12 protein-coding genes are annotated in these 18,618 nt (G+C 70.0%); all 12 read right to left on the bottom strand.

The annotated features are described in order from the left end of the window. Positions 1–70: 70 nt before the first annotated feature. Entirely contained in the window at positions 71–3,721 is a 3,651-nt protein-coding gene (locus tag CcI156_RS02250) for a hypothetical protein (protein WP_236707285.1), read from the bottom strand. A gap of 914 nt (positions 3,722–4,635) precedes the next feature. Beyond that, positions 4,636–6,396, bottom strand: a complete 1,761-nt coding sequence (locus tag CcI156_RS02245; RefSeq protein ID WP_076804145.1) for a metallophosphoesterase family protein — start codon at positions 6,394–6,396, stop codon at positions 4,636–4,638. A 68-nt stretch (positions 6,397–6,464) separates the two neighbouring features. Then, complete coding sequence (locus CcI156_RS02240) at positions 6,465–8,969, bottom strand: ATP-dependent Clp protease ATP-binding subunit (RefSeq protein WP_076804144.1); 2,505 nt, start codon at positions 8,967–8,969, stop codon at positions 6,465–6,467. 566 nt (positions 8,970–9,535) lie between these two features. Continuing rightward, positions 9,536–10,483 (bottom strand): (2Fe-2S)-binding protein, encoded by a 948-nt coding sequence (locus CcI156_RS02235; protein ID WP_076804173.1) that lies wholly within the window; start codon positions 10,481–10,483, stop codon positions 9,536–9,538. A gap of 235 nt (positions 10,484–10,718) precedes the next feature. Beyond that, positions 10,719–11,636 carry an SGNH/GDSL hydrolase family protein gene (locus tag CcI156_RS02230; protein WP_076804143.1) on the bottom strand — a complete coding sequence of 306 codons (918 nt, stop codon included), beginning with the start codon at positions 11,634–11,636 and terminating at the stop codon, positions 10,719–10,721. A 202-nt stretch (positions 11,637–11,838) separates the two neighbouring features. Further along, the gene (locus CcI156_RS02225) at positions 11,839–12,591 is read right to left on the bottom strand and encodes a type III pantothenate kinase (RefSeq protein ID WP_076804142.1); all 753 of its coding nucleotides are present in this window, start codon (positions 12,589–12,591) and stop codon (positions 11,839–11,841) included. After that, positions 12,591–13,634 (bottom strand): carboxylating nicotinate-nucleotide diphosphorylase, encoded by a 1,044-nt coding sequence (gene nadC, locus CcI156_RS02220; protein WP_076804141.1) that lies wholly within the window; start codon positions 13,632–13,634, stop codon positions 12,591–12,593. The genes CcI156_RS02225 and nadC overlap by 1 nt, the downstream gene beginning before the upstream one ends. Next, positions 13,631–15,331: an L-aspartate oxidase gene (locus CcI156_RS02215; protein WP_076804140.1), complete on the bottom strand. Its 1,701-nt coding sequence runs from the start codon at positions 15,329–15,331 to the stop codon at positions 13,631–13,633. Before CcI156_RS02215 ends, nadC begins: the two co-directional genes overlap by 4 nt. Further along, positions 15,328–15,810, bottom strand: a complete 483-nt coding sequence (gene panD, locus CcI156_RS02210; RefSeq protein ID WP_076804139.1) for an aspartate 1-decarboxylase — start codon at positions 15,808–15,810, stop codon at positions 15,328–15,330. The genes CcI156_RS02215 and panD overlap by 4 nt, the downstream gene beginning before the upstream one ends. 2 nt (positions 15,811–15,812) lie before the next feature. Then, positions 15,813–16,958 (bottom strand): pantoate--beta-alanine ligase, encoded by a 1,146-nt coding sequence (gene panC / locus CcI156_RS02205; protein WP_083718254.1) that lies wholly within the window; start codon positions 16,956–16,958, stop codon positions 15,813–15,815. A gap of 200 nt (positions 16,959–17,158) precedes the next feature. Continuing rightward, positions 17,159–17,365, bottom strand: coding sequence for a hypothetical protein (locus CcI156_RS26115; RefSeq protein WP_133056995.1), 207 nt, complete (start codon positions 17,363–17,365; stop codon positions 17,159–17,161). A 302-nt stretch (positions 17,366–17,667) separates the two neighbouring features. Then, a complete protein-coding gene (locus CcI156_RS02195; RefSeq protein ID WP_076804137.1) occupies positions 17,668–18,579 on the bottom strand; it encodes a phosphoribosylaminoimidazolesuccinocarboxamide synthase in 912 nt (303 codons plus the stop codon). Positions 18,580–18,618: the final 39 nt, after the last annotated feature.

Here is an 18,618-nt window from a genome sequence, read left to right as displayed (position 1 = left end):
GAAGGATGCCTCCGATGAACGGTGACGGCCCGTATCGGGGGGCGCGAGACGGTGATTGTTCGCCGCCRCATCAACGCGTCACGGTGATGAAGATCATCAGGGTCAGGCACAACGTCACGGCGGTCACGGCGACTCTGGTGGTCATGGCGGTCGTGGCGCGCCACGGGAGCAGGCGGCGGCGCCTGAGCGGTGCGGGTCGGCCGATCGCGGCGATCACCTGGCTCTCGACGAAGCCGGGCAGCTCGCTCGCGGCCCGCAGCCGCGGGTCGTCGGGGAGGTAGAGCGCCACCAGCCGGCGCACGACGCGTTCCAGGTCGGCGGGGAAGGGGTGATCTGCCTCCGATCCCCGCACTGTTCGGCGGAAGTACCTCTCCGCCGCTCTGGCCAACTCCGGACCCGTCAACGGCCCCTCCTCCGGATGGGCGGTTTCCTGGCCCGGGGCACCGTCCCGGCGGATAACCTCGTGCAGATCCCAGGCGTCGTCCCAGTTCGGAACGTGTCGGACCAACAGCCCGAAGATGCGGGCCGCGTTCGGCTGGCCAAGCTGGCAGGCTCGGAGGAAGGCGATCGCCGGATCGGGACCATCCGGCCAGGTCGGCGGAATGCGGGCGGTGAGCTCCGCACCCAGGACACGTAGATCGTTCTCGAGTGCTCCTGGTGCTCCTGGCGGACCGGGTTCGTGGGACGCGCCGGGCAGGTAGAGGCCGGCGATGCGCCGCACGGTCTGCATCAGCGGCCCGTCGCCTCGTCCCGACGCGGCCTCGACCGCGACCAACCGCTCGAAATACGGGCGCGCACCGGCTCCGAGTACCTCCGCCTCATGTGCCCGCGACGTGGGCCGGCCGGGTGGCCCGACCGGGGAGGCCCCCGCGTAGGCGATGTCATCGCGGATGTCCTCGGCGGTATGCCATCCCGGGGCGTAGAGAACGAGCAGCCGGAACGCATCAGCTCCCCGGGCATGGGTTTCGCGCAGCAGACGCACGACTTTCGCCGCGGCCGACTCCGGGGGCCACCGCGACCCGCCACCCGTCGGTGCGGCGCCTGTCACCACCTCGTCTGCCAGGGCTCTGGCGAATTCGAAACCCTCGGGCAGGCCGAACAGGTCGAAGAGGGCCCGCAGCGTCTGATGGATCAGATCGATGCGGCGCCCGGCCCAGACGGCGGGGTCTACCGCGGCCGCCGGGATCGCGAGCGCGGCGAGCCCCGCGACCAGCCGGGTCAACATCTCCACGACTTCGCGCTGCATCGTCGTCACCGCGCGGTGCACCGCGTCGATGTAGGCGGCGCGGTCGTGGTCGCTCTGGTAGGCGTCCGGGGCCAGCCGTCGAGTGATGGCCTGAGTGACGTCGCTCGCGGCGCGGGCCAGGACATCGGTACGGTGGCCGGGTGGGCGTTGAGAGACCGTTCCGAGAGGAGACCGGGCGGGCTCGCCGCGCTGCGGCAGGGTGCAGTGCAGCAGGTCACGTAGCGCGGCGAGCTCGCGGAGTTCGGTGGGTGACTCGAGCGGATCGACGAGAGGGTCGTACGCCGCGTCGCTGAGGGAGATACCCAGCGGGACGCCCAACGCGGCGAGCAGCCGGTCGATCGGGTGCAGACGATCGTCCCAGTACGACCACTCCTGCCGATACGCCTCCGCGACGTGTCGGATGACGGCGTTCCCCGCGTCCCGTTCCAGCCGTTCCAGGTGCCGCCGTTCCCCTGGGCCCGGATCGGTTGGCTGCGCGGTGGCCGATTCCGGGGTGGCGGGCGGCGGCGTGGCAGGTCGGGGGACGCGGCGCACGGTGACGGGGAGTCGGGCGGGTCGGGAAGCAGCGGTAGGCGACGCCGACAGGTGGTCCGGTCGGGCGGCGCGCAGCGCCTCGACGGTCTCCGTGGCCAGCCGGATCGCGTTGTCGCGCGCGGAGGTCATCCGGTATCCCGAGAAGATCGACTCCAGGGCGACCGCGAGCAGCGGGACTGCCTGGCGCAGTGGCTCGTCCCGGCGTGGTGGCTCGTCGTGGACCTGTGCGGGCGAAGGAACCCGCAACGCGGCGAGTTCGTCCGCGAGGGCGGAGATTGTTCCTTCGACCTGGCGCTGCTCCTCGGAGACCGCGTTGGCGACCGCGTTGGAGATTTTGTCGATCATCCGGCCGGCCGGCTCCTCCTCCCGCAGCCGGCCCAGAATGACGCCGACGATCTCCTCGCGCAACCGTTCCCGGGGCCCGGGGCCCGCTGCCCGGGCCGCTGGCACGAGCCCGCCGCCCGGGCCGGCGACGGGGCCGGCCAGCAGCCCCGCGACCCGGCGCAACTGACCGCGCAGCCGCTCCACGCTCGCCAGGTCCGCCGGCAGACCTACCGGTTCGATGAGGGCGGTGAAAAGACGGCGCACGGGGTCCGCGGCCGTGCCCTGTTCGGCGGAGCTCGACCAGTTCGAAGCCCGCAGGCGTTCGTACCGTTCGCGGAGGTGTTCGCGGACGGCGAGCGCTCCGGCGCCTGTCGTCGCTGCCGGTGCCGGATCGCCCGGCGCGGCCGGGGCCGTCGAGTGTCCCAGGCCGACGGCATCGGTCGTGGTCGAGAGGGGTGCCGGATCCGGGGGACCCGACGTACCCGAACCACTCGCGGTACCCGGGACGCCCGTACGCGGAGCACCCGCGGTATCCGCGAGGGTGGCCAGGTCGCCGCCGGGCGGCGGCGCGGTGGTYCTCTCGACCCCGTTCTCCATCACCCGCCGGCACCAGGCTTCCGGCCGGCTCGGGTCGAACATCTCGTCACCGACCAGGGCCAGCAGGTCGCCGATTCCCCGCATCCCACCGCGGCCGTGGAGGTCCACGAGCAGCCGGGCGGCGGCGGTCATGATCGGTGGAGCGTCCGGCCCGACCCGCGGATCCACGTGGATCGCGGCAGGCTCCCCGTTRCCGGCACACTCTGGTTCGAACGGGACAAACAGGAACCGCGGGCCTGGCTCGTCGGTGTGCCGCGCGCCCGAGGGGGTGGCGCCTGAAGGGACGGTGGTCGCATGCGTGGAGAAGGTCAGCCGGTAGGGCAGAACGCCTTCGAGGATCTCCACCAGGGCCCACATCAGCATGAGCGCCTCATCCGAACCGGTGTGGGCCACCACGAAGGGACGCTCGGCCCGCGACCATGCCAATACCGTCGCGATGAGCGTGACGAGCCGATCGCGCCGCACCCCCGCGCGCGCCGACTGGCGCAGGGTCCGCTCGCCCGTCCGCCGGCGTGCGGTGAGGTCGCGCAGGTGCAGGGGAGCCAGCCGCGGGATGGTGCGGGAGTTCCCCACCACGACCCCACCCGCCGCGTACAACGCGAGCCCCACCCGTTCGGTCAGATAGTCCGCCCGGCCGATCAGGATGTGGGCACGCAGCCGAGCCCGGCTGTCGCCGCCGCGTTCCGGGATCCGGATCCGGTGCACGAGCGCCGCCTCCGGGATGCGGTGCGGATCCCTCGCCGTAAGATGATCCGGCGCCTCGGGATGATCCGGAGATCGGATGAGGTAGGCGAGCGCCGACGGTGGGTGGGGGACCCGGCTCTCGTCGAGCTCGACCTCGCCGGCGAGAAGCCCGCTCCAGGACCTGGTCACCGTGGAGCCCAGGGAGCTCGCCGCCGGGAGGTGACCCTCGCCACCCGTCCTGCTTCGGCGCGGCCAGGCATAGATCATCTGGTCGAGCCGCGTTGCCTCCGCCGCCCGGCCGGACCGCGCCATCGACGTCCCCAGGTGATCGATCACGGTAGACACCCGTTCCGCCGGACCCGGCGGCGTCGCTGAACGTGCCAGCCGCGACAAGCGCCGAGGACGACGGATCCGGCGGCGACGCCTTCCCGGGCGTCTTCAAATCCGCTCGCACCCGCCGGTGATACTTTCTTCCGGGGACCGTAATACCGGGCCGCGTAATGCTGGTCCCGTCCGAAAATCCTGGTCATAGCGGGTGGGCCTGAGGGCAGGAGCCCCCTGGCCGCTCGCTGCTTCTCAGCCAATGGTCGCCCCCCAGACGGCGGTCCCTCAGCCGGGCATTGATCGTGCTATCCCGGTGAATTGTGGCGTGCTGGCGGAAAAATATTCCTGGCGCCTGGTGGATGTCCAGAGGAGTCCTGAAAAATCGGCCTTGCGATCGCTGCCGGCCCGTCGGTTGCGATCCTTCCGTGGGGTGYGCCGTCGCTCCCGCCCGAGGAAGGATCGGCAACCGGGCCCAGGGTCGTACCCCCGACGAAGTTCTGTAGTGCCCGCTGCCGCGCCGCCGGTATACGCGTGCGCCGGTGAACTTCCGCGGTCGTCCTTTCGTCGCATGGTGGGTCGCCGTTGTATCCATGATGTTGACATGATGTTATTCGGCTCGTTCGTCGTCCCGGATGTGCCCGCCACCGCGCGGGCGCGGTTTGTTCGCGGAATTGGCGGGATCCATCGAGCTGATCGGTGCAGCGGCGGTGGTTCCGGCGCCAATAATCCGACGGATCTCACAGCGAGTGACGCTATCCCGGGGGCGGATCTGACGTTGAATACCGTCACACGATGCGAGCGGTGAACGGTCTTCGGTCGAGATCGAGGTTGTCATGGTCGTGGCACGATTCCTGAGCTCCCGCCGGAAGGGCGATCAGAACCGGCCCGCTTCGCACCGTCCGACGGCTTCTCGGTCGGGTGGCCGGTCAGGTGGTGGGCACGGCCGCGTCGGCGCGTGGCCGGACGAGGGTGAACCGGTCGAACGGGACCGGCGTCGGTGCACTGGAGTCGTACACGGTCACCCGGATGCTCGTCGAGCCGCCCGGTTCACCTGGATCCACCTCGAAAGCCGCGAAGGCGTATGGATGCTCCGGTGCCCGGAAGGCGAGCCAGGGCGCGTCCTCTCTCGCCCGGACCGATTGGCGATGCCACCGGCCGGGATCCTGTTCGTGCACGCCGACGATGACCCAGCAGGCGGGTGGATCGAACAGTGCGTGCGCGGACGGCGACGAGGATCCTCCGGTGCCCACGAGCAGGTGGACGGTGCCCGCCGAGGTGTCGAGCAGGTCACCGGCCCCGTCACCGGCCGCGGCGCCCGCTCCGTCAGCGGTCTTCCGGGCGGGCGTCGTCGCGCCGGGGGCCGGGCGGGGAGTCCGGGTCGCGCTGTCCGGCACGACCCCGCGCAGCGGATGAGTGCGCTCGTAGTGGTGCTCGTGGCCGCAGAGCACCAGATCCACCTCGTAGGTGTCGAACAACGGCAGCCATTCTTCCCGGATACCGAGGTCGGCGCCGTTGTGCTCCACCGCGGTCGACACCGCGGCGTGGTGCATGCCGACGACGATCCAGTCGATACCGGGATCGGCGCGGGCCTGTTTGAGGGTCTGTCTCAACCAGGAGGTCTRCCGGCCGGCGCTGTACCCATGGAGGTAGACCCGCCCGCTGTCCTGATAGCAGACGTCGGCGGCGCTGAGCATGACGAACCGCACGCCGCCGACGGTGAACGCGTACCAGAGCCCGGCGAGGTAGGCCTCCTCGTCGTGCTGGGGAAGGGCGAAGTAGGTCTGGTAGGCGGCGAGCCCCAGAGCTCCGTTGCCCCGCTCGGTCTCATGGTTGCCGTTGCAGGGCATCCACGGCCGGAACCGGGCGGAGGCGCTGATCATCGCGAACCAGTCGAACCAGGCGCGAACCGGATCCGTGCGCTGGTTTGCGTACGACAGGTCACCGTTCGCGAGGTTGAACAGTGGCGCGAGGCGTTCCACTCCGGTTATCACGTGGCGTGACGSAGCCGAGCCGTACGGATCGTGCGGCTCGTCGGTGCCCTGGTCGCCGAAGCAGGTGAAGCTGAAGGCGGCCCGATGCCGCGGAGCCGTGCGGAACGACCCGTGGGCCAAGCCCCAGCGCCCGTCATGACCCACGTCATAGCGGTAGTCGGCAGCCGGCAGGAGCCCGGACAGGTGCGCATGGTGGGCGAAGACCACCTCGTTCGTCAGGGCGTCCGTGTAGGAACGGGTGAGCGCGGTCACCGAGCCGGTAGATCCGCCAGCCGCCGGACCGAACCGTACCTGGGGCCGAGGGACGGCCGTTCGGGTCAGCCACGAGACGACCATGGACGTGGCGGGATCGGAGCCGAAGGTCAGGTGAACGCCGAGCGCGACGTCGGGACTACCAGTCACCAGCGGAGCTCTCCCGTTCGCCGAACCAGCAGTCCGAATCGTCCTCGGGGCGATGAAGTTGTGCCTGTGCTCGTGCCTGCGCCGGCAACCGGACCCGATCTCGCCGGATGCCCCGGCCGGCAAGGTGGTTACCCGGTGGCTGACATTTTCCCATATTCTGTTACCGGTCGCCGATCGAGCGGTGCGACCGAGCGATGTGTGAGAGAACGAACGTGTTCCAGCTCTGGAGCGACCAGCCCGGCTACGCGGCCGAGACTGCGATGGCCGGAGCAGCCGCGGGGCTACTCCGGCCATCGCGTCCGGCCCTCGCCGGGTCACCGGACTGGCCGCCTCCCGGGAGGCGGCACGGAATTCCCGACCGCCTACTCGCTGGACTTGGCCAGATCGACCGGCGGGGCATCGGGCACCTGGTTCGGCTTCGCCTCGCCGCGGAAGACGAACTTCGCCTCGTCACCGTCGCCTTCGACATCCCCGACGACGATCTCGCCCGGCTTGAGCGTGCCGTAGAGGATCTTCTCGGACAGGACGTCCTCGATCTCCCGCTGGATCGTCCGGCGCAGTGGCCGGGCACCCAGCACCGGGTCGTACCCCTTCTTCGCCAGAAGCGCCTTGGCGGCCGACGTCAACTCGAGAGCCATGTCCTTGTTCTTGAGCTGGGCGTCCACCCGGGCCAGCATGAGATCGACGATCTGGATGATTTCGGCCTCGGACAGCTGGTGGAAGACGATGATGTCGTCGATCCGGTTGAGGAACTCGGGCCGGAAGTGCTGCTTGAGCTCGTCCTGGACCTTCGCCTTCATCCGCTCGTAGTCGACGGCGCCTTGGCCGGTGGCGAAGCCGATGCCGGGGCCCTTGGAGATGTCCCGGGTGCCCAGGTTCGACGTCATGATCAGGACGGTGTTCTTGAAGTCGACCAGCCGGCCCTGGGAGTCGGTCAGGCGACCATCCTCCAGGATCTGCAGCAGCGTGTTGAAGACGTCGGGGTGGGCCTTCTCGACCTCGTCGAACAGGACCACCGAGAACGGCTTGCGCCGGACCCGTTCGGTGAGCTGGCCGCCCTCCTCGTAGCCGACGTAGCCGGGCGGGGAACCCACCAGCCGCGAGACGGTGTGCTTCTCCATGTACTCGGACATGTCGAGCTGGATGAGCGCGTCCTCGTCGCCGAAGAGGAACTCGGCGAGCGTCTTGGACAGCTCGGTCTTACCGACACCGGAYGGGCCGGCGAAGATGAACGAGCCGCCGGGGCGCTTCGGRTCCTTCAGCCCGGCGCGGGTGCGCCGGATCGCCTGGGAGACGGCCTTGATGGCCTGCTGCTGGCCGATGACGCGCTTGTGCAGCTCGTCCTCCATGCGCAGGAGGCGCGCGGTCTCCTCCTCGGTGAGCTTGAAGACCGGGATGCCCGTCCAGATCGCGAGCACCTCGGCGATCTCCTCGTCGCCCACCTCGGCGACGACGTCCATGTCGCCGGCCTTCCACTCCTTCTCCCGCTTGGCCTTCTCGGAGAGGAGGGTCTTCTCCTTGTCCCGCAGGGACGCAGCCTTCTCGAAGTCCTGCGCGTCGATCGCGGACTCCTTGTCCCGGCGGACGGCGGCGATGCGCTCGTCGAACTCGCGCAGGTCCGGCGGGGCGGTCATCCGACGGATGCGCATCCGCGAACCCGCCTCGTCGATCAGGTCGATCGCCTTGTCCGGCAGGAACCGGTCGGAGATGTAACGGTCGGCCAGGGAGGCCGCCGCCACCAGGGCGGCATCGGTGATCGAGACGCGGTGATGCGCCTCGTACCGGTCCCGCAGCCCCTTGAGGATCTCGATCGTGTGCGCCACCGACGGCTCCGCGACCTGGATCGGCTGGAACCGCCGCTCAAGAGCGGCGTCCTTCTCCAGGTGCTTGCGGTACTCGTCGAGCGTGGTCGCGCCGATGGTCTGCAACTCACCCCGGGCGAGCATGGGCTTGAGGATCGACGCCGCGTCGATGGCACCCTCGGCCGCGCCCGCGCCGACCAACGTGTGMAGCTCGTCGATGAACAGGATGATGTCGCCGCGGGTCCGGATCTCCTTGAGGACCTTCTTCAGCCGCTCCTCGAAGTCACCGCGGTAGCGGGAACCGGCGACCAGAGCGCCGAGGTCGAGGGTGTAGAGCTGCTTGTCCTTCAGGGTCTCGGGCACCTCGCCCTTGATGATCGCCTGCGCCAGCCCCTCGACCACGGCGGTCTTGCCGACGCCGGGCTCGCCGATGAGGACGGGGTTGTTCTTGGTGCGGCGCGACAGCACCTGCATGACGCGCTCGATCTCCTTCTCGCGCCCGATGACCGGGTCGAGCTTGGACTCGCGCGCCGCCGCGGTGAGGTTGCGGCCGAACTGGTCGAGCACCAGGGAGGTGGACGGGGTCCCCTCGGCGGGCGCGCCGGACGTGGCGGTCTCGCCCTTGCCCTGGTAACCGGACAGCAGCTGGATGACCTGCTGCCGCACCCGGTTGAGGTCCGCACCCAGCTTGACGAGCACCTGAGCGGCGACACCCTCGCCCTCGCGGATCAGGCCCAACAGGATGTGCTCGGTGCCGATGTAGTTGTGACCGAGCTGCAGCGCCTCCCGAAGCGACAGCTCCAGGACCTTCTTCGCGCGCGGCGTGAACGGGATGTGCCCGCTCGGTGCCTGCTGCCCCTGGYCGATGATCTCTTCGACCTGTGACCGCACACCCTCAAGGGAGATGCCGAGGGACTCGAGAGCCTTGGCGGCGACGCCCTCGCCCTCGTGGATCAGGCCGAGCAGGATGTGCTCGGTCCCGATGTAGTTGTGGTTGAGCATCCTGGCCTCTTCTTGGGCCAGGACGACGACCCGACGTGCCCGGTCGGTGAATCTCTCGAACATGTGCGCTCCTTCGAGCTGCGACCGACCACACGACAGCCGGTATCCGCATGCTAGCTCCGCCGAGGCATGTCCTCACGCATCGAACAGAAACCTACCCGCCGGCACCGCCCACATCGTCGTGGGCGGCGGACCGGCGCAAGTGCCGGCCGTCCAGCGGAGACGTCTAATGCAACCGTGGCCGACCAGCCATGACTCCGTCACGTCGTTCCGCCAAGAGCAGAACGACGCCACCCGCTTCGCGACGCCACCCGCTTCGCGACGCCACCCGCTTCGCGACGCCACCCGCTTCGCGACGCCACCCGCTTCGCGACGTCTCCGGTCGGACGTACGGTGCGGCGGGACGCGCCAGGCGGTGCGTCCCACCTCGGTGAGCCTCCTCACCGATGCTACCGACGGTAGTGGATGAGGAGGTGCATCTTGTTGTGATTCAACTCACATGTATATCGTTTTGCGTTGTCAATGTTACTCATTGTCGTCGCCCTGGGGAGTTTCGGCGACGGATCTTGCTTGCATCTCGCGAGTAACTACTTTACGTGCGCATACTCGGGCTGTACTTCGGGTGGCTCTCAGACCGCAAGGCCTCCATTGCCCTGCGTGTCSATCCAGGCGCGCAGCCGTTCCTCGCGATCCTGGTCACCAGTAAAGGGACACGAGGTGCAGTAGTCGTCACCAAGCCGGTAGGCCAGGCAGCACGACCCACGGCGTATGCCGGTGTACCGTCGGCCGTGGTGGACGAACTCGTGCCAACGGGGCCGGGCCCGGATGGTGGGCGTGGCCCGGGAGAAGAAGGCGTCGGCCTCCACTCGGCCGAGGTKGGGATCGCCGGTCGCGCGCTCGGTCAGCAGGAAGGCGCGGGCGCACTGCGCGGCCACCGCACCCCACAGCGCCGGAAGGCCGAGCCGGACCCGTCCCCGCAGCTCCTCGACGAACGGTTGGAGATGCGCGAGCACCTCCTCGACCAGGCGACCGCGCAACGCGGCGACGTCCCCGACCACGCCGATCCGGGCATTCATCCCGTCTCCGGCGGTGGCGCCCCCCGCGATCGGGTCATCCGCCAGGACGGTCATGGCCGGTCGGTGGAACGCGGTCTGGTCGAACCAGCCGCCGTCGAGGACGCGCAGGGACATCGTCGCCGGGGTCAGGGCCGGCACCCGGTGCAGGAGGACGAAACAGGCGATGGCCGGGGCGGCGACGTTCGCCGAGTACCAGTTCGCCAGGTAGCTCGCGGCGACCTCCGGGCTGGCGCCGTGCGTGTCGCCCACCCGGGCCAAGGCCTCGGCCACGCCTGCTGGCCCGGTCAGGAAGGCACAGTCGGYCCAGCCCGGGCCGTCCGGCATCCCGAACTGCACACCGCGTGGCTCCAGCACCTCGGCGAGGTCCCGCAGGCTCGCCTCGAACGGCGGTTCGGCGCACTGAACGGTACCCCCGGAGAATTCCGGCGCCGTCCCCTCGGGGGCCACCTCCCTGGAAGGCGCCGCCGGGGACGCCGCCGAGCCGGTGCGGCGTTCGTTCACCGACTGCTTCACTGCCGGGACCGGGAGGTGTGTCGCGGCTGGGCCGGGCGTAGCTGTGCCAGGGTGCGGGATCTCCCGCGGAGTGGCGTGAGCGTGAGCATGAGCATAACTTTAAGTAAGCCTAACTTCATGTCTGGCGTCAACTGGAGTCGCCATCAGTGCTATGCCCACGAGTCATCGGGTCGGCATCATGAGTGGTTCGACATCGCGCGGTTGCCGGGATGGTCGGCCCGCGTCACCAGCTGTCCATGGCGAGATGGCGCTGGACGGCCTCGGCGATGGCCTGCTGCCCGTGCATGGTGGGGTGCGCGCTCAGATCACGTGTCGGTCCGAACAGATTGACCGGAGCCACCCACGGGTCCGGTGTGCAGATTTCGTGACCGCGTAGCACCCGATCCGTCGAGACGAACTCCACTCCCGCATCCGACGCGGCTTTTCTGATGACCCGGTCGAGCTGTCTGTTCAGCCTCGTCAGCTGTCRACGTTCCCTGTTGGTCAGCCAGGTACAGATGTTRTTGAGTTGGTTGTCCGGAAATATGTAGGGATAGCCGACCACGATGATCCGCGAATGCGGGGCGGCGGCCTTCACCGCCGTGTAGTTGGCGCTCAGGACACCCGRGAGTTCCTTGGTGACAAGATCGCGCTCGCGGCGGTCGTTGCCATCCCAGAAGCATCTCCACGCATAACAACTGAAGATGACTCTGCCGAATCCGGCATCGTTGCCGCCGATGGTGATGGTGACGACGTCCGGGGCCCGGCCCRGTGCACGTAGCTGGGCCAGCTGGGGTTTCTCGCCCTTGAATGACTCGTGTAGGGCGCCGGTGGTGGCTCCGGAACACGCGGCGAACAGCGAGACGGTGACCCCCGATCCCATACCGCCCAGTAGTCGTGGCCAGGCCTGGCTGCTCCGCCGGCACCGGGGGGCCAGCGAGTCGAAGGGGGGATTGCCCTCTCCCGAGGAGTAGGAGTCGCCCAGCACGGMCAGGGTACGGGGCTGCGGACCGGCCGAAGCCGGATCATTCCAACCGTATGTAATCGGAACCGCGGCGAACAAGAATGCTGCCATCGCGGTGACAAGAAAGGGATGAGTGAAGTATCCGCTGCCGGGATGTGACGATACGCCGGGTTGTGTTCCCGAGATTCGGTCCCGCATGGCACGGAATCGTAACCGAGTCGCGGGAGGGCGGTCCRTCGAACCCGGTGGCTGTCGCTCGGCAGAGTCGGTTGCCTAATCCGCTGGACCGGCCGAAGCCCCGGAGATGCACGATCGTCGTAATTAGCCTGGTCGCCGTAAGGCAGCCCGAACGAGCCCGAACGAGCCCGGTCGGGATCGGTCGGGATCGGTCGGGACCGGATCAGATATTCTTCTCGAAGACGAGACGCAGGCCGATGAGTGTCAGATGGGGCTCGTGACGGTCAAGGGTCTCACTTTCCTTGATGACCACGGACGCGAGACCCCCGGTGGCGATCGCCACCGCATCCGTGTCCAGCTCGGCCCGGATGCGGCGTACCAGGCCGTCCACCTGGCCGGCGACGCCGTAGATCATGCCAGACTGGAGTGCCTCGACCGTGCTCTTGCCGATGACGGAACGTGGCGCGACCAGTTCCACCTTACGGAGCTGGGCCGCCCGGGACGCGAGTGCGTCCAGCGCGATCTCGATGCCCGGTGCGAAGATTCCGCCGATGAACTCGCCGCGTGCCGAGACGATGTCCAGGTTCGTCGAGGTGCCGAAGTCGACGACGATCGYCGGCCCGCCGTAGAGGTGGTGCGCGGCGAGTGTGTTCATGATGCGGTCCGCGCCGGCTTCCTTCGGATTGTCGATGAGGATGGGAACCCCGGTCCGCGTCCCCGGTTCGACGATGACGACCGGGATGTCGTGGAAGGCCCGGACCACCATCCGGCGCAGCGCTCGAAGCGCGGCGGGAACGGTTGAGCAGATCGAGACACCGGTGACCTGGTACTCGCCGAGCAGGCCGCGGTAGAGAAGCACCAGTTCGTCCGCGGTCGCCTGCGGGTCGGTGCGCACCCGCCAGGAGTCGGCGAGGTGTTCACCCTCGAACACGCCGACGACGGTGTTGGTGTTACCGACGTCGATGGCGAGCAGCATCAGGATTCCTCCACGATCAGATCCTCGATCGGTGGGCCCGCGGTGGCCGATCCMGGGCGATGATCGGGGTCCAGGGCGAGATCGAGGCCGAGGTCGAGAGCGGGCGCCGAATGGGTCAGGGCGCCGACGGCGAGATAGTCGACGCCGACGGCTGCCACCGCCGCCGCCGTTCGCAGGGTCAGGCCGCCGCTCGCCTCGAGCCGCACCCCGGCCGGACGGGCGAGCTGGACCGCGGCTCGCAGGTCCGCCAGCGACATATTGTCGCAGAGGATGAGATCACATCCGGCATCGACGGCCTCCGCGACCTGGTCGACGGTGTMGCATTCGACCTCGACGGGCAGCCCGGGGAACCGTGCCCGCACCGCGGCGAACGCCGCCGCCACGCCGCCCGCCGCGACCACGTGGTTGTCCTTGATCAGGGCTGCGTCCGTCAACGACATGCGGTGGTTCACCCCGCCCCCGCAGCGCACCGCGTACTTCTCCAGCGCGCGCAGGCCGGGTAGCGTCTTGCGGGTGTCGCGGATCATCGCGCCGGTGCCGGCGACCGCGTCGACCCAGGCCCGCGTCAGGGTGGCGATCCCGGACAGGTGGCACAGCAGGTTCAGCGCGGTACGTTCGGCGGTGAGCAGGCCGCGGACCGGCCCGTTGACGTAGGCCACCGTGGTACCCGGCGGGACAGGGTCGCCGTCGCGAGCGGTCAGGGTGACGGTCGCGGCCGGCCCGAGCAGGCTCTCGAAGACGGCGGCGGCGACCGGCAGGCCGGCGACGACGCCCGCGGCCCGCGAGACGATGGCGCCGTGCCCGACGAGAGCGGGGTCGACCGTCGCCTCGGAGGTCGCGTCGACCGCGCCGATCTGGCCGGTCACCTCGTTCTCCTCCCAGACCGGGAGGTCCTCCACGAGCGCGCGGCCGACCAGGGCCACCACCCCGTCCGGGTCGAGGCCGGCCGAGGCGAGGGCACTGCGGGTGGCGGGCGAGAGCCGTCCGCCGGGCACACCGGCGGAACCGGGCCCGCAGACGGAGYCGGGCGCGGAACCGCTCACCGCGAGCCGCGCATGGGCTCGACGTCCACGATCAGTTCCCCTTCTGGATTGAGCCGGGTGAGGATCCGGCCGAGCCAGTGTTCGTCGTCCCGCTCACCGAAGTCCTCTCGCCAATGGGACCCGCGGGTCTCCGTCCGGCTGGCGGCGGCGGCGRCGAGGGCCGTCGCAACCGTGCGCAGGTTGGTCATCTCCCAGGCCGGCGGCCCGGCCGTGACCGTCGCCCCGCTGACCCGCAGGTCCCCGAGACCGGCCAGTACCTTCGCCGTCGCCCGCAGGCTGTCCGCGCTGCGCAGCACCCCGGCACCGTCGGTCATCGCGCGCGCGAGCTCCGCGCGTTCGGCGGGGTCGGTCAGACCACTGCCGCGACCGACCACCGGCGCGGCGGGGATGGYGACGCGGTGCCGGCCGCCGGGCGCTGTGCCGGCCAGGTGCTCCGCGATGCGTGCGGCGAAGACCAGCCCCTCCAGCAGGCTGTTCGACGCGAGCCGGTTGGCGCCGTGCACCCCGGTGCAGGCCACCTCCCCGCAGGCGTACAGGCCGGCCACGCTCGTGCGGCCCCACAGATCCGTGCGCACCCCGCCGCTGGCGTAGTGGGCGGCCGGCGCGACGGGGATCGGCCTGGCGACCGGATCGATGCCGGCGGACCGGCAGCGCGCGGTGATCGAGGGAAACCGCCGCTCGATGGTCGCCGCGCCCAGCCCCCGGGCGTCCAGGAACAGGTGATCGACCCCCTGGGCCGCCATGACCCGCGACATCTGCTTGGCGACGACGTCGCGCGGCGCGAGGTCGGCCAGCCGATGGACGCCCGCCATCACCCGTTCGCCGGCCGCGTCGACGAGAACGGCACCCTCCCCCCGCATGGCCTCGCTGACCAGTGGCTGCTGGCCCCCGAGCAGTTCGGCGACGGCGCCCGGCCTGGACGGGGGTAGCCACAGGGCGGTCGGGTGGAACTGGACGAACTCCAGGTCCGCGACGACGGCGCCCGCGCGCAGAGCCAGCGCCACCCCGTCCCCGGTGGAGACGCCGGGATTGGTCGTCGACGCGAAGATCTGCCCCATCCCGCCGGTCGCCAGGACCACCGCGCCCGCCGTCACCGCGCCGACGCCGTCCCGGCTGCCCTCCCCCAGCACGTGCAGGGTAGCGCCGGCGGCCCGGCCGTCGGAGTCGAGCAGCAGGTCGAGGACCAGGGCGTGTTCGATGACCTCGATGCTCTCATCGGCCCGGACGGCGGTGATCAGGGCGCGTTCCACCTCCAGGCCGGTGGCGTCCCCACCCGCATGGATGATGCGGTTGCGCAGATGGCCGCCCTCCCGAGTGAGGGCGAACGAGCCGTCGGTGGTCCGATCGAACCGGGCGCCGAGCTCGGCGAGCTCACGCACCCGCGCCGGTCCGTCGCGGACCAGCACTCGGGCTGCGTCCTCGTCGCACAGCCCGACGCCGGCGACCAGGGTGTCGGCAAGATGATCATCGGGCGAGTCCTCCGCGGCGAGCGCGGCGGCGATCCCACCCTGCGCCCACCGGGTCGACCCGGCGTCGAGGTGCGCCTTGGTCACCAGCAGCACCCGGGCGGCGGGCAGCGCCCGGCGCAGGTGCAGGACCGTCGTGAGCCCGGCGATGCCCGAACCGATGACGACGACGTCCGCGGCGCGCATCCATCCCGGGCGGGGCGCGCCGAGCCGGCAAGGTAGCACGGTCACTGCGTAGCCATGRCCGATCGGACCGCCGCCGCGGCTGTGGGTACCGGGATGTCGACCGGGATGTCGACCGGGATGTCGCCACGCAGGCTCGACGGGTCGCCGGGGAGCGGTTCGGCCGGGTCGTCGCCGTGCCCGATGATCCGGTTTGCCGCGTCGACGAACAGCACCTTCGGGACGTGCCGGCGCGCCTCGGCGTCGTCCATGAGCCCGTACGCAATGATGATCACTAGGTCGCCCGGCTGGACCAGGCGCGCCGCGGCACCGTTAATACCGATGATCCCGCTTCCCGCCGGTCCCGCGATGGCGTACGTCTCCAGCCGGGCGCCGTTGTTGATGTCGACGATCGTGACCTGCTCGCCAGGCAGCAGGTCGGCGGCGGCCAGCAGGTCCGCGTCGATCGTCACGGAGCCCACGTAGTGCAGATCGGCCTGGGTGACCGTGGCACGGTGGATCTTGGCGGTGAGCATGGTGCGCAACACGGTCAGGCTCCCGGGTGATCGCGGTCGGYGGGACGGTCCGGTCGGGGGGTGACGGCGGGGGATCCGGCTGATGCCGGAGTTCCGGTGGGGGCCGGCGCCGGGGATTCCGGAGGCAGGACGAGATCGATGTTGTCGATCAGGCGGGTGGTGCCCACCCGGGCGGCGACGAGTAGCAGGGCGGGACCGCTCCGGACCGGACGTAGATCGTCGGGGCTGGCCAGGGCGAGGTAGTCCACGTCCACCCCGTCCGCGGCGGCCAGAACCTCCCGCGCGGTCGCGAGCACGGTGTCCCGCCCGCCCGCCTGGGCCCGTGCCCCGGCGGCGAGCGCTCGGGACAGCGCGAGCGCGCTGCGCCGCTGGTCGGGGGTCAGGTAGACGTTCCGGCTCGACATMGCGAGGCCGTYGGGCTCGCGCACGGTCTCCACGCCGATCACGGTGACGTCGAAGGCGAGGTCCGCGACCATCCGGCGGATGCAGACCAGCTGCTGGGCGTCCTTGCGCCCGAAGAACGCCAGGTCCGGACGGACCAGGTGGAGCATGGTCCCCACCAGGGTCAGCATCCCATCGAAATGGCCCGGACGGGCGGCGCCTTCAAGCAGCTCACCGAGCGGCCCGGCCTGCAACCGGACGAGCGGCGGCGGGTCGTGGATCGCCCGGGGGACGAAGACGAGATCGACCCCCTCCCCCGCGCACACGTCGAGATCGGCGGCCAGGGTGCGCGGGTACCGGTCGAGATCCTCACCCGCGCCGAACTGCAGCGGATTAACGTAGATCGTGGCAACCACCTGGTCCGCCTGGGCCCGGGCGGCGCGCAACAGCGAGGCGTGGCCCTCGTGCAGCGCTCCCATTGTCATGACGACGGCCCTGGTCGGGCGCGGGTGCCCGGCTGCCGCCCGAGTGGGCGCGTCGTCCGGCGCGGGCGGACCGCCCTCACCCCGCCGGGCGATGTTGGCCTGCCGGTCGAGCGCGGCGAGCCCGGCGCGCAGCTCGGCCCGGTCTCTGGCCAGGACGGGACGGGACGAGCCGGGGAGCGTGCTGGGCCGGGCGGAGGGGGCAATGCTCCTTGCGGAGGGGACCGTGGCGGTGGCCGCCTGATCGCGGGATTCCGTCGATGGGCGGCCGGGCGTGGTGGAGGAAACAGTAGTCATGATCCGTTCCAGTCCTCGGATGGGGTACCGGACGTCGTTGGCAACTGTAACTCGGCTGCAATGGTTGCCGCCCTCCCCTGTGAGCTGGGCTTCGTTCGGGCGATCGTCCCGAACGAAGCCCTCTGCTCACGCCGGAAGGTGCAATTTGTTGCTTTATGACGTTATGCGCCACTTCGTGGGGGCGGCGAGTCCACCGGAGTTCAGGCCCCGGCGTGCGTGGGCTCAGCCCGCTCAGGGGCCTCGGCCTCCTCGGGGGAGGAGGGCGTGGGGGCTCCTGGGCGGGTGTGCTGCGCGACGTAGGTGCCGGCGGCGATCGCCGCCGCGACCGGCCATTCGATGATTGAGGCCGCGGCGAGCCCGCCGAGTCCCAGGTAGTAGGCGCTCTTGCCCAGTGACGGCCACTGCATGCTCGTACCTCGTCCAACCTCGAACCGCGACGTGAGTAGCGGTGCCCGGACCGTGAAGGTGCGTGTGCCAGACGACCGCTCGGGGCCCGTGGGCGCGGCCGRCTGCTGCTGGTCCCGCTCAGGGGCAGAGGTGTCCGTGTCCTCCCGGTGCGGCTGTGGCCGTGCCCGTGGCGGGGTGTCCGTCTTCGTGGCCATGGCAGCTCACCTCTCTCGATATCTCGATCTCCTTCTAGGAGAGAACCTAAGATGAACTTATAGTACCCAGAAGATAACTTCTCGTGTTGTTCGCGGTGCGAGCGCGGTCAGACGGTGGACAGGTAGTCCTTGAAGGAGATGCCGGTCAGCCGCTCGTAGGCCTCCACGTAACGGACCCGGGTCGCCTCGACAACGTCCGCGGGCAGCTCCGGCCCCGGCGCGGTCCTGTCCCAGCCGGTACTCGTCAGATAGTCACGGATGTACTGCTTGTCGAAGGACGGCTGGGAGGCCCCGGGCCGCCAGGTGTCCTCCGGCCAGAACCGGGACGAGTCAGGGGTCAGGACCTCGTCGGCGAGCCGCAGCGTGCCCTGGGTGTCATGACCGAACTCGAACTTGGTGTCAGCGAGCAGGATGCCGCGCTCRGCTGCGAGGACACTGGCCCGGCCGAAGATCTGCAGGGTCAGYCGCTCGAGCTCGGCGGCAAGCTCGGTGCCGATCCGGCCGGCCGCGTCGGCCCGGCTGATGTTCTCGTHGTGCTCACCGATCGGCGCCTTCGTGGACGGCGTGTAGATCGGTGCCGGCAGCTTGCTGCCGTCCACCAGCCCGGTGGGTAGGGGATGCCCGCTGACCGCGCCGGTGCGCTGGTAGTCCTTCAGCCCGCTGCCGGTCAGATAACCACGGGCGACGCACTCGATCTGCACCATGTTCAGGCGTCGGCACAGCATCGACCGGCCACGCAGCTGCTCCGTGTACGGAGTGAGCTCGGCCGGGTACTCGTCGACGTTCGAACTGACGACGTGGGACGGGACCAGGTCGGCGAGCTGGTCGAACCACCACAGCGAAAGCCCGGTGAGAACGGCTCCCTTGTCGGGAATCTCGGTCGGTAGGACCACGTCGAACGCCGAGATGCGGTCGCTGGCGACCAGCAGCACGGCGTCGTCCCCGACCGCGAACAGCTCCCGGACCTTGCCCGAACCCAGGTGGGTGAGTCCGGCGAATTCCTCATGTGTCAGCGGCATAGACAGACCGTACCCAGGGAGAACAACAGCACCTGCCGG

The sequence above is a fragment of the Frankia sp. CcI156 genome, assembly GCF_001983015.1.
Taxonomy (GTDB): Bacteria; Actinomycetota; Actinomycetes; order Frankiales; family Frankiaceae; genus Frankia; species Frankia casuarinae.
Note: the sequence above shows the minus strand (reverse complement) of the source record. Positions and strands in the feature narration are given on the sequence as shown.

Bases quoted from the DNA above. Each gene is read 5' to 3' on its own strand.
- CcI156_RS26115 (WP_133056995.1), bottom strand. From the start codon at position 17,365: ATGCAGTGGCCGTCACTGGGCAAGAGCGCCTACTACCTGGGACTCGGC.